Origin of the sequence: Streptomyces sp. NPDC048211 (genome assembly GCF_043202315.1) — a bacterium.
Taxonomy (GTDB): domain Bacteria; phylum Actinomycetota; class Actinomycetes; order Streptomycetales; family Streptomycetaceae; genus Streptomyces.
Genome location: NZ_JBIDAD010000014.1, coordinates 20,729 through 33,960 on the forward strand (window position 1 = coordinate 20,729; position 13,232 = coordinate 33,960).

Sequence of the window (13,232 nt, forward strand, 5' to 3'; positions counted from 1 at the left end):
CGCTCGTACGGGGGAAAGCCCCCCTGTGAAGACGCCGGAACGCTCCAGTGCACAGCTGTCTGTGCACAGAGCAGTGTGTGACGCATGCCAGAGAAGCCCGGTGGTACCGAGATCACGGAGCTGGCCGCACTCAAGGCTCTCGCCCAGCCGCGACGTCAGCAGATCCTTCAGCACCTCACCCTGCACGGCCCCGCGACATCGGCGATCCTCGCCCGTGCCCTGGGGCTGAACACCGGGGCCACCAGCTACCACCTGCGTGAACTGGCCCGGTACGGCTTCGTGGCCGACACCGTGCCGCAGGTGCCGAGTACCCGCAGGGCGCGATGGTGGCGGGCCGTTCCCGGTGACCGACGGTTTCCGCCGCCGTCCCGCCGGACACCTGGGATGCGGGTCGTCATCGACGAGCTGAACCGCCACGCGTACGCAGCCGATCTCGCGCTCTTCGAGCGGCTCCAGCGCGAGAGCGGCACTGCGGCGGACGGCTCGGATGCCGACGGGTGGGCCGACGGCCATGCCTACTCGCGCGGCTCGCTGCGGCTCACACTCCCCGAACTCCAGGAGTTCTTCGAGGAGTACATCGCCCTCATGAACCGCTACAAGCGCCACGGTGCCGAGCCCCCGCCGGGCGCCCGCACGGTCCACACCCGGCTGCTCGCCTTCCCGGGCCCGGCCGGAGACATCCCCGTCCCTGACGGTTCCGCCACGGATGACGCCAACAGAAGAGAGACGGACGCATCATGATGCTGCGCTACGCCCTGCGGACGGTCCGCGACCGGAAAGGTGGATTCCTCGGAGCGCTGCTGGCCCTCATGTGCGCCGCAGCCCTCGTCACTGCCTGCGGCACTCTTCTGGAGACCGGCCTGCGCGGACGGATCGCCACCGAGCGCTACGCCGCGACGCCCCTCGTCGTCTCCGCCGACCAGAACGTCCACCGGACCACCGTGAAGCACAAGGGCAACGGGAAGACCAAGACCAAACACAAGGCCAAGCCCGTCGCCGAACGTGCCTGGCTCCCCGACACCACCGCCGACCGGATCCGCACCCTGCCCGGTGTGCGCGCGGTCGTCCCCGAACTGACCTTCCTCGCCGCTCCGTTGCCGGCCCTGCCCGCGGAAGCGCAGGGCGGCGACACACCTTCGTACGGACACTCCTGGGAATCCGCCCCGCTCACCCCGTTCGCCCTCACCGCAGGCCGTGCCCCGGCGTCCGCCGATGACGTCGTGATCGACCGGGGGCTCGCCGAACGGGCCGGCCTCACGACCGGCGACCGGCTCACCGTGCAGTCCACGCAGGCCCCTCGCACCTACCGGGTCAGCGGCATCGCGGCCCCGGACGGGCACCCTGAACTCCGGCGGCAGACTTCGCTGTTCTTCTCCACGGCGGAGGCCGAGCGCCTGGCCGCCCGCCCGGGCAAGGTCTCCGCCCTGGGGGTGCTGCCCACAGCCGGCACGGACAGCGACCGGCTGAAGCAGCAGATCGCGCAAGCCCTCAAGGGCACCACCGCCCAGGTCTCGACGGGAGACGAGCGCGGCCCGGTCGAGTTCCTGGACGCTGCGGGCGCGCGCGTGAAGCTGGTCTCCATGGGCGGCGCGATGGGCGGCACGTCGCTGCTGGTAGCCGTGCTCGTGGTCGTCGGGACGTTCGCCCTCTCCATCCAGCAACGCCACCGGGAGCTGGCCCTGCTGCGTACCATCGCCGCCACCTCACGGCAGATCCGCCGCCTGCTCGGCCGCGAGGCGCTGCTGGTCGGCGCGGTTGCCGGGGTGCTGGGCGCCCTTGCCGGCCTGCCGCTGGCCGGATGGCTGCACAGCCGATTCATCGACATGGGGGTGGTTCCGCCGACGCTGGAGCGGACGGCCGGAATCCTTCCCGCCTGCGTGGCCCTGGCCGTCACCCTCCTCGGTGCCTGGGCCGCCGCCCGTATCTCCGGCCGCCGTATCGCCCGCCTCCGTCCCGCCGAGGCCATGGCCGAGTCCGCGGTCGAGCGTCGCCGTCCGGCCCGGGGCCGCATGGCCGCCGGCCTGGTCCTGCTCATCGGCGGCGGGGTGCTCGTCGCCGTGCTGGGCATCCTGCACACCGAGGCCGCCTCGACCCCCGTCACCTTCCTGGCCGTGGTGGTGCTGGCCACGGCTGTGTCGCTGCTCGGGCCGATCCTGGTCCGAGGGGCCGCGTTCCTGCTGGCAGGCGTGCTCCGGGCGGCCGGACACGTCGGCATCCTGGCTGCGGCGAACATCCGCGGGAACTCCACCCGGATGGCCTCCGTCGTCACCCCGCTCACGCTGCTCATCGGCATGACCTGCACGGTTCTCTTCGTCCAGCCGACCCTCGGCGACGCGGCCCTGGCCCAGGCCCGTGAGGGCACCCGCGCCACCTGGGTGCTGGGTGCGCAGGGCCCCGGCGTGCCGTCAGCCGCGGCCGATGCCGTGCGCAGGACGCCCGGAGTCACCGCCGCCACGGAGGTGGTCCGCACCACCGTCCGGGTCGGGCTCACCAAGTACCAGGCCCAGGGAGTCACCACAGCGGGTCTCGCCCGGACCTGGGACCCCGGCGTGACGCGCGGCTCGATCGCCGCGTTCACTGCGGACTCCCGCTCCGCCGCCCTCAGTGAACTGGCCGCCGATCAACTGGGCCTGCGCCCCGGCAGTGAACTGAAGCTGCACCTGGGCGACGGCACCCCCGCCACTCTCACGGTCGCGGCCGTCTACCGTCGCGGGCTGGGTTTCGGCGACCTGACGCTGCCGCACGACCTGCTGGCCCGGCACATGGACAACCCCCTAGCTGCCACCGTCCTGGTCGCAGGGGACGCGAGCCGCAGCGAACTGACGGCTGCTCTGGGCAGGTTCCCGGGTGTCGCCGTCGTCACGCCCGAGACCGCCGACCGGCTCCAGGCAGACCGTCAGCAGGAGAACGCCGAGGTCAACCTGCTGGCCATGGGACTCGTCCTGGCCTTCACCGCCATCGCCGTCGTCAACACGCTTGCCATGTCGGTCTCCGAGCGGCTCAAGGAGTTCGCGCTCCTGAGGCTGGCGGGGGCGACGCGCCGTCAGGTGCTGCGGATGCTCCGGATCGAGGCACTGTCGGTGCTGGCCGTCGCCACAGTCCTCGGTACCGGTATCGCGCTCGCCGTACTGACCGCCTTCAGTATCGGCATGACGGGCGGCGCGGCGCCCACCGTGGTGCCGCTGGTGTACGCGACGGTGGTGGGCGCCGCGGCCGTGCTCGCCCTGATCGCCACGGCGTTGCCCGGCAGGCTGACGCTGAAGGCCCGCCCGGTGGAGGCGGTCACGAGCCGATGACCGATGGCCCCGAGCCGGCGGGGGCTCCCCAGCCGGCGGGGCCCTCAGCCGGTGACGGCCTCGGCCCGGCGGGGCTCCCGGTCACTCCACGACCGGGAGCCCCGCTGCGCGCCAGGCCTGGAAGCCGCCGATCAGGTCCGTCGCCCGGTGCAGCCCGAGCCGGTGCAGCGACTCGGCGGCCAGGCTGGACGCATATCCCTCGTTGCAGATCACCACCACCCGCAGACCGTGGCTCACGGCCTCCGAGGCGCGATGGCTGCCCTGCGGGTCCAGCCGCCATTCCAGCTCGTTCCGTTCGACGACCAAAGCCCCCGGGATCAGCCCGTCCCGCGCCCGCAGTTCCGCGTAGCGGATGTCCACGAGCAACGCGCCCTCGTCGGCCGCCGCCTGCGCCTCCTGCGGTCCGATCCGCTCGTATCCGGCCCGGACCCGCTCCAGGAGCTCGTCGATCCCGACCCGGCCGTCCCCACCCTCGTGCCGTGCGTCGCTCACTGCCAGTCCTCCGGGCGTTCGGTCTGCTCCAGGCGCAGCACCGCGCCGGTGCGGCTGTAGCGCCGGATCTGCGGCAGCGGTGGGTAGTACGCATGGACGGAGACGGCGTGCTCCGTGGTGGACTCGTTCAGCACCTCGTGGACGTGGTGCCGGCCGAACGCCTTGCCCTGACCGGTCGTCAACTCCCTGGAACGGTCGATGCCCTCGGACAGCTCCAGCGTCTTCCACCCGTCGGTGGGCAGCCGCGCCGCGAGCGCGTGCTCCTTCAGCGTGCCGGCCGCGGTGAGAAAGGCACCGATCGAGTCGGCGTGGTCGTGCCAGCCGGTTCCGGCGCCGGGAGGCCAGCCGATCAGCCAGGCCTCGCTCCCGCCGGGTCCGTCGAGCCGGATCCAGGTACGGCCCTCGGGGTCGAGGGGAAGGGAGGCGATGAGTGCGGTGTCCGCGGCGGTGCGGCGGACGAAGTCGAGCAGTTCCGCAGCGGTCGGACCGGGGTCGGACGTACGTACGGGCACAGGGGAGGGGGAGGCAGACACAGGGACCGTCCTGAGAGTTCGCGTGGACGCTCCGGCCGTACGTCGCGGCACGGCGGAGCAGGAGGAGGCGATTCAGCAGGACGGGCGACACACGCAGCCCGCATAACGGAGCAGGTCCATATGGACCCTCCGCCACAGGCGCACATCGGTGTCGGTCATGTTCCGGAGTAGACCATGTGCGCCTGCGTCGGTCAATTGATGTCTGCGGTCCGGTCGGAGCGCACGGAGGTGAGCGCCGCGCCGCCGCGCGCCGCGTCCGCCGCCGCGAGGAGTTCCGCCGGCCGGACCCCGCCGAACGATTCCACGAGATGGCCGTCCGGCCGGACCAGCAGCACGGTGTGCGCGGACGCCCCCGGATAGCTCTCGGTGACCAGCAGTTCGGCCTTCACCGGCAGGCCGTCGACCGCCTCGACGAGCCGGGGCATGACCCCGGCCCGCATCCAGTGCCGCCGGTCCCAGACCCCTGTACCCGGTGCCACGAGCACCACCAGCAGATGGCCCTGCCCCAGTCGCTCCCGAAGCCGCACGGTCGTTCCGTCCGGCGCGGTGACCCGTACATCCGCGACCGGCGCACCGGGGGGCGTACCGACCGCGGTGTGCGCCTCGGCGCGCGGGGGCGCAAGGGGGGAATGGGAGTAGGACGGGGGCGCACCGAGTGGGCCGCAGCCCAGATGCCCGTCGGTGAGGAGCGAGTCGTGCCCCCGTGCGCTCCCGGGAAGCAGCGTCCGCAGCCCGCCGCCGCCCCGCAGTATCGGCAGTGACTGGTCGGCGGCGCGCAGCCGCGAGGCGACCGCCGCCCGCCGCTCGGCCTGGTAGCTGTCCAGCAACACGTCATGGGCCCCGTGATGCCAGGCCAGCGCCAGCTTCCACGCCAGGTTCTCGGCGTCCCTCAGCCCCTCGTCGAGCCCCTGGGTGCCCAGGGCCCCCAGCAGATGCGCGGCGTCCCCGGCCAGGAAGGCCCGCTTCACCCGCCACCTGCGGGCCAGCCGGTGGTGGAGTGTGTAGACGCCGGTGTCCAGCAGTTCGTACGGGGGTGTCTCGCCGCACCAGCCCGCGAGGGTGTCCCGGACCCGGGTGACGAGGGCGTCCGGCGTGACGAGTTCGCCGCGTGGCGGCAGCAGCCAGTCCAGCCGCCAGACACCGTCCGGCAGCGGCCGCGCGGTGACCTCGGCGCCGCCGGTGCGCCACGGGGGCAGCCGGTGCAGTACGGCTTCGCCCGGCCAGGGCAGCTCGGTGCGCAGTGCGGCGACGGCATGCCGCTCCACCGCCGTACGCCCCGGGAACCGGATGTCGAGGAGCTTGCGCACGGTGGACCTCGCCCCGTCGCAGCCGACCAGGTAACTCCCGCGCCACCAGGTCGAACCCGGCTCCCGGGTGTGCACCGTGACCCCGTCGGGGTCCTGCTCCAGGGTGTCGATGCGGCTGAGCCGCGCCGTCTGCACGAGCTCCGTCGCGGCCACCGCGTCCCGTAGTCCCCGCACCAGCGCGTGCTGCGGTACGTGGACGGGGGCGGCCGGCGGGTCGCAGTCGGGCATGCCCTCGCCGAGTGCGAGTTCGCGTACGAGCTGCCTGCGCCGCATGGACCGCCAGCCGGACCAGCGCAGGCCCTCGTGCTGGAGTGTCTTGCAGCCGAGCCGTTCCACCAGGTCGGCGGTGTCCTCGCGCAGCACGACCGTGCGGGCCGGACGCGTCTCGTCCTTGCCCGGATCCTCGTCGAGGAGCACGCACGGCACGCCCTGCGCCGCGAGGGCGAGCGACAGCACCAGGCCGACCGGCCCGGCGCCGACGATGATCACCGGGTCCACGGCGCGGCCCCCGGAACACCTGTGGTCGGACGCGTGGAGGCGCACGGGAGGAGGCAGGAGGCCGGGGCGGCTCCTGAGGCGGAGGGCGGCGTCGAAGGAGATGCGGCGGCGGAGGCTCGGGGCGCGATCACAGAACGTATGCAACCTACTGGGGGTGCGCGCGTCAAGTGACACCGGAACGCGGCGAGGGGCGGTGGCGCACGCGCCACCGCCCCTCGCGGGCGTCTTGCGACGAGCCGTCAGACGGCGCGTCCGTCGTCCACATTGAGCGACGGCGCACCGATCGTCTCCAGCTCGCCCCCCGGGCCGGTGCCGACGACCGCGCCCGTGCTCTTCTTCCCGCGCCGGAGCCACCGCTCCAGCCAGCTCGCGAAGGACGTCAGGGCGAAGTTCAGCGCGAGGTAGACCACCGCGACGATCGTGAAGCAGGCGATGGTGTTGGAGCCGTAGTTGGCGGACATCGGCCGGACCGAGGCGAGCAGCTCCGGGTAGCTGAGCACCGCGCCACCGAGGGCGGTGTCCTTCACGATCACCACGAGCTGGCTGACGATGGCCGGCAGCATGGCGGTGACCGCCTGCGGCAGCAGTACGAAGACCATCGTCTGGCCCTTGCGCATACCGATAGCCTTGGCCGCGTCCGTCTGCCCGCGCGGAAGCGTCAGGATGCCGGCCCGCACGATCTCGGCGAGCACCGAGGCGTTGTAGAGCACCAGGCCCGTCACCACGGCGTACAGCAGACGGGTGTCCGGGTCGAGATCGGTGTACTCGGAGTACGCCTGGTTCGCGATGACCATCAGGAGCAGTACGGGAATGGCGCGGAAGAACTCCACGACCACCCCGCCGGAAGCGCGCACCCAGCGGTGGTCCGAGAGCCGCCCTATGCCGAACAGCGCGCCCAGCGGCAGAGCGATGATCAGGGCGAAGAAGGCCGCCTTGATCGTGTTCTGGAAGCCCGGCCAGATGAACGTCTCCCACGCCTGGGTGCCGGCGAAGAAGGGCTTCCACTTGACCCAGTCGAGCTGGTGCTTCTCGGCGAGGCCGTCGTACACCCACCAAAGCACCGCCGCAGCGGCCAGCACGAAGAGGACGGTGTACAGGAGGTTGCGCCGCTTGGCGCGGGGCCCCTGTGCGTCGTAGAGGACGGAACTCATCGCTTCACCGCCACCTTCTTGGCGACCCAGCCGAGGATGAGGCCGGTCGGGAGGGTCAGGACGATGAAGCCGAGGATGAACACACCGGAGATCAGCAGCAGCTGGGCCTCGTTCTCGATCATTTCCTTCATCAGGTACGAGGCTTCCGCGACCCCGATCGCCGCTGCGACGGTGGTGTTCTTCGTCAGCGCGATGAGCACGTTGGACAGCGGGTTGACCACCGACCGGAACGCCTGAGGGAGCACGATCAGCCGCAGCACCTGGGAGAAGCTGAGCCCGAGTGCCCGGGCCGCCTCCGCCTGACCGACCGGCACCGTGTTGATGCCCGAACGCAGAGCCTCGCACACGAACGACGCCGTGTAGACGACGAAGGCGAGCACTGCGAGCCGGAAGTTGATGCCCTTGATGTCGGAGGAGCCGAGGGCTATGCCGAGCGTCGAGTAGAGGCCCAGTGACGCGAACAGAATGATCACGGTCAGCGGAATGTTCCGCACCACGTTCACATACCCGGTCGCGAAGCCGCGCATCAGGGGGACCGGGCTGACCTTCATGCCGGCCAGCAGCGTTCCCCATATGAGGGAGCCGAGGGCGGAGTAGACGGTGAGCTGCACCGTCACCCAGAACGCCCCAAGCAGGTCGTAACCATCAAGAAAGTCGAACACGATCTCCCGCGCTTCCGCGTGTAGGAGGGCACGGCGCGCCGCCGTCAGTGGCGGCGCGCCCGGTCAGCCCTGCTTCACTTGACGACGTTGCCGATCTTCGGGGCGGGCTCGTTCTTGTAGCCCGCCGGGCCGAAGTTGGCCTCCACGGCCTTGTCCCACGAACCGTCCGAGACCATCTTGGTCAGCGCGTCGTTGATCTTCTTCTTGAGGTCCGCGTCGCCCTTCTTCAGGCCGATGCCGTAGTTCTCGTTGGTCATCTTGAAGCCGGCCAGCTTGAACTTGCCCTTGTTGGCGTCCTGCGAGGCGTAACCCGCCAGGATGCTGTCGTCCGTCGTCAGCGCGTCGACGGCCTTGTTCTCGAGACCGGTCAGGCACTCGGAGTAGCCGCCGTACTCCTGGAGCTGTGCCTTCGGGGCCAGCTTGTCCTTGACGTTCTGCGCCGAGGTCGAGCCGGTGACCGAGCAGAGCTTCTTGTTGTTCAGGTCCTCGGGCGACTTGATCGAGTTGTCGTCCGCGCGGACCAGGATGTCCTGGTGGGCGAGGAGGTACGGACCCGCGAAGTCGACCTTCTGCAGCCGCTCGTCGTTGATCGAGTAGGAGGCGGCGATGAACTTCACGTCACCGCGCGAGATCGCCGTCTCGCGGTCGGCGCTCTTCGTCTCCTTGAACTCGATGTTCTTGGCGTCGTAGCCGAGTTCCTTGGCGACGTACGTGGCGACGTCGACGTCGAAGCCGGTGTACTTGCCGTCCGGGGTCTTCAGGCCGATGCCGGGCTGGTCGATCTTGATACCGATGGTGATCGTCTTGCCGCCGCCCGAACCGGACGCGTCGTCCTTGTCGTCGGAGCCACAGGCGGTGGCGGTCAGGGCGAGGGCGAGCACGGCGGCCGAGGCGGCGGTGACCTTACGAAGCTGCATGGTGAAATTCCCTAGAGTTGACGCGATGTGAGTGATCAGCCGGTCCGGAGACCGGCGCTGAAGGCTCCATCAGTGGTGAAGGATCTTCGACAGGAAGTCCTTGGCCCGGTCACTGCGCGGGTTGCTGAAGAACTGGTCGGGCGTGGCCTCTTCGACGATCTTCCCGTCCGCCATGAAGACGACGCGGTTGGCCGCGGAGCGGGCGAAGCCCATCTCGTGCGTGACGACGACCATGGTCATGCCGTCGCGGGCGAGCTGCTGCATGACCTCCAGCACCTCGTTGATCATCTCCGGGTCGAGCGCGGAGGTCGGCTCGTCGAAGAGCATGACCTTCGGGTCCATCGCCAACGCCCGGGCGATCGCCACACGTTGCTGCTGGCCACCGGAGAGCTGAGAGGGGTACTTGTCGGCCTGGGTTCCGACGCCCACCCGGTCGAGCAGTGAACGCGCCTTGTCCTCGGCAGCCTTCTTGTCCGCCTTGCGGACCTTGAGCTGGCCGAGCGTCACGTTCTCCAGCACCGTCTTGTGGGCGAAGAGATTGAACGACTGGAAGACCATGCCGACGTCGGCACGCAGCCTCGCCAGCTCCTTGCCCTCCTCGGGCAGGGGCTTCCCGTCGATCGAGATCGCGCCCGAGTCGATCGTCTCCAAGCGGTTGATCGTGCGGCACAGCGTGGACTTCCCGGACCCGGAGGGCCCGATGACGACCACGACCTCGCCGCGGGCGATCGTCAGGTCGATGTCCTGGAGCACATGCAGCGCGCCGAAGTGCTTGTTGACGTTGCTCAGCACGACCAGGTCGTCGCCGGCCGCGGGTGCAGCGTCCTCGGCGCCCTTGGTCACTGAAACTCCGCTCATCGGCTTAATGCTCCGTCCTCCTCGGTTGGGAAGGACCTTAGTGACGCAGTGCGACCACCGTCATTACATCTGAGCGGAAATTGAGCATAACGATCCGGCTGCAACCGGACACTCCGCGTGAACGGGACGCCCTACCGGACCCCCGGGGCGTACCGGGTGCATAACGGAAACCTCGATGCAACGGGTGGGCCTTGACTGGCCCACCCGTCATCGGAGTGGATGCCCTGGTACACCCTGACGTGAAACGCCCCGGTACGGGGAAGTAACCGGGGGTGTACGAGACCGTACAGACATCGCACCTTCGGAAAGGGGGGCCATGAGACTGCTGCTCGTCGAGGACGACAACCACGTCGCCGCCGCCCTGTCCGCGATCCTCGCGCGGCACGGCTTCCAGGTGGTGCACGCCCGCAGCGGCGAGGAGGCCCTCCAGGCGCTCCTTCCCGCCGAGACGGAACCCTTCGGCGTCGTGCTCCTCGACCTCGGCCTGCCCGACCAGGACGGATACGAGGTCTGCGGGAAGATCCGCAAGCGCAGCTCCGTACCCGTGATCATGGTGACGGCGCGGGCCGACGTCCGCTCGCGGATCCACGGACTCAACCTCGGCGCCGACGACTACGTGACCAAGCCGTACGACACCGGCGAGCTCCTCGCCCGCATCCATGCCGTCAGCCGGCGCAAGTCGGGCAACGAGGACACCGCGCCCACGCCCGTCGCGGCCCTGCGCCTGGGGCATGTGCACATCGAGCTGCCGACCCGCCGGGTCAGCGTCGACGGGAGCGAGGTCCAGCTCACCCGCAAGGAGTTCGACCTCCTCGCCCTCCTCGCCCAGCGGCCCGGGGTGGTGTTCCGCAGGGAGCAGATCATCAGTGAGGTGTGGCGTACGAGCTGGGAAGGGACGGGACGCACCCTGGAGGTGCATGTCGCCTCCCTGCGCTCCAAGCTGCGGCTGCCCGCCCTGATCGAGACCGTGCGCGGAGTCGGCTACCGCCTCGTCGCGCCGTCCGCGTAAAGGCGTACGTTCCCGTTGCGCACCCGTCTGCTTCCGCTGCTCATCGTCCTCATGGCGAGCGTTCTGCTCGCGCTGGGCTTCCCGCTGGCCGTCAGCGTGGCGGCGGCCCGGCAGCAGGGCGTCGTGATCGACCGCATCGACGACACGGCACGCTTCGCCGCACTCGCCCAGTTCATCACCGAACGCACCAGCGGCGCCGATGAGCGGCGCCGCACGCTGCAGGGCGAGCTGGAGACGTACGACGCCGTCTACGGCATCCGGGCCGGCGTCTTCTACCGCGACGACTCCGCGATGGCCAAGGCGCCGGGATCCTGGCGGCTGCCCGTCGAGGGCGAGGGCCGCGAGGCGTTCAACGAGGCGCTGCTCGGCCGCCGCAGCCACGATCCGCCCCAGGTCTGGCCCTGGCAGGAGGGCAGGGTGGTCGTCGCCTCGCCCGTCGTGCGGGACGGCGACGTGGTCGCCGTCGTCGTCATCGACTCGCCCACCGACCAGATGCGCGCCGCCACGCTCCGCGGCTGGCTCCTGATCGCCGCGGGTGAGGTGATCGCGATGCTGGTGGCCCTCGGTGCCGCGAACCGGCTCACCGGATGGGTGCTGCTCCCCGTCCGGACGCTGGACGCCGCCGCCCACGACATCGCCAGCGGCCGGATGCGGTCCCGGGTGGCGGCGTCGGGCGGCCCGCCGGAACTCAGGCGCCTGGCCCGTTCGTTCAACGAGATGGCCGACAACGTGGAGGACGTGCTGGAGCAGCAGCGCGCCTTCGTCGCGGACGCCTCGCACCAGTTGCGCAACCCCCTGGCGGCGCTGCTGCTGCGGATCGAGCTGCTCGCCCTCGAACTGCCCGAGGGCAACCAGGAGATCGCCTCCGTGCGTACGGAGGGAAAGCGCCTCGGCCAGGTGCTCGACGACCTGCTCGACCTGGCCCTGGCCGAGCACGCCGGCGCCGATCTCCAGCTCACGGACATAGGCGCCCTCAGCGCCGAACGGGTCGCCTCCTGGCGGCCGGTGGCCGAGGAGAAGGGCGTGCGGCTGCGGGCGGACGGCATGGCGGCCGTCACCGCCTGGGCGGACCCCATCGCCCTGTCCAGCGCGCTCGACGCCATCATCGACAACGCCCTCAAGTTCACCCCCGGGGACGAGGAGGTCCGGGTCACGGTGGCCTCCGACAGCACGTCCGTCTCCGTCGTCGTCGCGGACGGCGGACCGGGGCTCACCGAACAGGAGATGGAACGCGTGGGCGACCGGTTCTGGCGCAGCTCCCAGCATCAGAACGTACGGGGGTCCGGCCTCGGCCTCTCCATCTCCAAGGCGCTCCTCGCCGCCGGCGCCGGCTCGCTGTCCTGCGCGCGCAACGAGCCGCACGGGCTGCGGGTGACGGTCTCGGTGCCGCGCAACGGGCCGCAGGGCTGAGGAGGAGGGGCGGGACCCTCAGGGCTTGACCGAGCGGTAGTAGCGCTTGGCCCCTTCGTGCAGCGGCAGGGGATCCGTGTAGATGGCCGTCCGGAGGTCCACCAGCTGTGCGGCGTGCACCTCGCGCCCGATCCGGTCACGGCTGTCGATCACCGTCCGGGTGAACGCCTCCGTCATCGCCGCGTCCGTGCGGTCCGTGGTCACGAGCACGTTGGCGACCGCCACCGTGGGGGTGGCCTGCCCCTGCTGCGCGTTGCGATACGCGTCGGCGGGCATCACGGCCGAGCGGTAGTAGCGGGTGGACCCCCCGGCCGCCTGGAGCTCCTTGATGAGCGGGTCCTCCAGGGGGACCAGCCGGATCGAGAACCGGTCCGAGAGATCCGCCACCGCGGTCGTCGGCAGCCCGCCGGACCAGAAGAACGCGTCGAGCCGGTTCTCCTCCAGCAGTTTCGGCATCGTGTCGATCCCCGCGGGCACCGCCGTCACATCGTCGACGGGGTTCAGGCCCGCGGCCGTCATCAGCCGGTCGGCGACCAGCCGTACCCCCGAACCGGGCTGTCCGACCGCGACCGTCTTGCCGCGCAGATCCCCGACCCTGCGGATGTCCGAATCCCGCTTCACGACCAGCTGGATGTAGTCGTCGTACAGCCGGACACAGCCGCGCAGCCGGTCGGCACCCGGCTTGTGGCCCCGGAGATAGGTGGCGAGGGCGTCGGTGGTGGCGATGGTGAAATCGGCCTTGCCCGTCGCGACCCGGGCGATGTTCTGCTGCGAGCCCTCGCTGGTCTGCAGCCGTATCGACACCTCGGGCAGGTCCTTGGCGAGCGCACCCTTGAGTCGCTCGCCGTAGCGCTCGTAGACGCCGCTGCGCACCCCGGTACTGAACGTCAGCTTCCCGGTCGGCGTCTGTTCGCCGATGGGAAGCAGCCACCACAGGAGCAGCCCGAGCACGACGAGGAGGGCGGCGCCCGTCCGAACGGAGCGCCGCCGGCCGATTCGGGACAGTCCTGCCGGGAGCATGGCGGCGATCCTGCCAGGTGGTTCCCACCCCTGGCCAGGGGCGCCGCCCGATCCACCCGTCGCGGCGAGGGCCGGTGCG

The 13,232-nt window shown here is 70.7% G+C and carries 13 protein-coding genes; 4 read left to right on the forward strand and 9 right to left on the reverse strand.

The genetic code is table 11. The annotated features are described in order from the left end of the window. The first annotated feature begins 84 nt into the window (after positions 1 to 84). A complete protein-coding gene (locus tag ACGFZA_RS36015) occupies positions 85 to 741 on the forward strand; it encodes an ArsR/SmtB family transcription factor (protein WP_393684760.1) in 657 nt (218 codons plus the stop codon). Then, positions 738 to 3,296 carry an FtsX-like permease family protein gene (locus tag ACGFZA_RS36020; protein ID WP_393684762.1) on the forward strand — a complete coding sequence of 853 codons (2,559 nt, stop codon included), beginning with the start codon at positions 738 to 740 and terminating at the stop codon, positions 3,294 to 3,296. The genes ACGFZA_RS36015 and ACGFZA_RS36020 overlap by 4 nt, the downstream gene beginning before the upstream one ends. A gap of 81 nt (positions 3,297 to 3,377) precedes the next feature. On the opposite strand, the gene ACGFZA_RS36025 is transcribed toward ACGFZA_RS36020, so the two are convergent. From ACGFZA_RS36025 to ACGFZA_RS36060, 8 genes are all read right to left on the reverse strand, one after another. Continuing rightward, positions 3,378 to 3,788, reverse strand: a complete 411-nt coding sequence (locus ACGFZA_RS36025) for a rhodanese-like domain-containing protein (protein ID WP_393684764.1) — start codon at positions 3,786 to 3,788, stop codon at positions 3,378 to 3,380. Next, positions 3,785 to 4,300, reverse strand: coding sequence for a cysteine dioxygenase (locus ACGFZA_RS36030; RefSeq protein WP_385279726.1), 516 nt, complete (start codon positions 4,298 to 4,300; stop codon positions 3,785 to 3,787). The genes ACGFZA_RS36025 and ACGFZA_RS36030 overlap by 4 nt, the downstream gene beginning before the upstream one ends. Positions 4,301 to 4,393: 93 nt before the next feature. Then, positions 4,394 to 4,480 (reverse strand): putative leader peptide, encoded by an 87-nt coding sequence (locus ACGFZA_RS36035; RefSeq protein ID WP_311307652.1) that lies wholly within the window; start codon positions 4,478 to 4,480, stop codon positions 4,394 to 4,396. A gap of 32 nt (positions 4,481 to 4,512) precedes the next feature. Further along, entirely contained in the window at positions 4,513 to 6,126 is a 1,614-nt protein-coding gene (locus tag ACGFZA_RS36040) for an FAD-dependent monooxygenase (RefSeq protein ID WP_393684766.1), read from the reverse strand. A gap of 239 nt (positions 6,127 to 6,365) precedes the next feature. Beyond that, entirely contained in the window at positions 6,366 to 7,277 is a 912-nt protein-coding gene (locus ACGFZA_RS36045; protein WP_393684768.1) for an amino acid ABC transporter permease, read from the reverse strand. Further along, positions 7,274 to 7,939, reverse strand: coding sequence for an amino acid ABC transporter permease (locus tag ACGFZA_RS36050; protein WP_393684770.1), 666 nt, complete (start codon positions 7,937 to 7,939; stop codon positions 7,274 to 7,276). The genes ACGFZA_RS36045 and ACGFZA_RS36050 overlap by 4 nt, the downstream gene beginning before the upstream one ends. A 74-nt stretch (positions 7,940 to 8,013) precedes the next feature. Then, positions 8,014 to 8,856, reverse strand: coding sequence for a glutamate ABC transporter substrate-binding protein (locus tag ACGFZA_RS36055; protein WP_393684772.1), 843 nt, complete (start codon positions 8,854 to 8,856; stop codon positions 8,014 to 8,016). 69 nt (positions 8,857 to 8,925) lie between these two features. Beyond that, positions 8,926 to 9,714, reverse strand: a complete 789-nt coding sequence (locus ACGFZA_RS36060; protein WP_385279741.1) for an amino acid ABC transporter ATP-binding protein — start codon at positions 9,712 to 9,714, stop codon at positions 8,926 to 8,928. A gap of 316 nt (positions 9,715 to 10,030) precedes the next feature. On the opposite strand from ACGFZA_RS36060, the gene ACGFZA_RS36065 reads away from it, so the two are divergent. Together ACGFZA_RS36065 and ACGFZA_RS36070 are read left to right on the forward strand one after the other, a co-directional pair. Next, entirely contained in the window at positions 10,031 to 10,723 is a 693-nt protein-coding gene (locus tag ACGFZA_RS36065) for a response regulator transcription factor (RefSeq protein WP_385279744.1), read from the forward strand. Positions 10,724 to 10,738: 15 nt separating this feature from the next. After that, positions 10,739 to 12,133 carry an ATP-binding protein gene (locus ACGFZA_RS36070; RefSeq protein ID WP_385279747.1) on the forward strand — a complete coding sequence of 465 codons (1,395 nt, stop codon included), beginning with the start codon at positions 10,739 to 10,741 and terminating at the stop codon, positions 12,131 to 12,133. 18 nt (positions 12,134 to 12,151) lie between these two features. Here the strand turns inward: ACGFZA_RS36070 and ACGFZA_RS36075 are convergent, their stop codons facing one another. Next, on the reverse strand, positions 12,152 to 13,153 hold the full coding sequence (locus ACGFZA_RS36075; RefSeq protein WP_393684776.1) for a TAXI family TRAP transporter solute-binding subunit: 1,002 nt from the start codon (positions 13,151 to 13,153) through the stop codon (positions 12,152 to 12,154). Between the last annotated feature and the right edge of the window lie 79 nt (positions 13,154 to 13,232).

What these genes read in the sequence shown, in the direction of transcription:
- ACGFZA_RS36065 (WP_385279744.1), top strand. Translation starts at nt 10,031, where the DNA reads ATGAGACTGCTGCTCGTCGAGGACGACAACCACGTCGCCGCCGCCCTG.
- ACGFZA_RS36060 (WP_385279741.1), bottom strand. Translation starts at nt 9,714, where the DNA reads ATGAGCGGAGTTTCAGTGACCAAGGGCGCCGAGGACGCTGCACCCGCG.
- ACGFZA_RS36015 (WP_393684760.1), top strand. Translation starts at nt 85, where the DNA reads ATGCCAGAGAAGCCCGGTGGTACCGAGATCACGGAGCTGGCCGCACTC.
- ACGFZA_RS36045 (WP_393684768.1), bottom strand. Translation starts at nt 7,277, where the DNA reads ATGAGTTCCGTCCTCTACGACGCACAGGGGCCCCGCGCCAAGCGGCGC.
- ACGFZA_RS36075 (WP_393684776.1), bottom strand. Translation starts at nt 13,153, where the DNA reads ATGCTCCCGGCAGGACTGTCCCGAATCGGCCGGCGGCGCTCCGTTCGG.
- ACGFZA_RS36020 (WP_393684762.1), top strand. Translation starts at nt 738, where the DNA reads ATGATGCTGCGCTACGCCCTGCGGACGGTCCGCGACCGGAAAGGTGGA.
- ACGFZA_RS36055 (WP_393684772.1), bottom strand. Translation starts at nt 8,856, where the DNA reads ATGCAGCTTCGTAAGGTCACCGCCGCCTCGGCCGCCGTGCTCGCCCTC.
- ACGFZA_RS36035 (WP_311307652.1), bottom strand. Translation starts at nt 4,480, where the DNA reads ATGACCGACACCGATGTGCGCCTGTGGCGGAGGGTCCATATGGACCTG.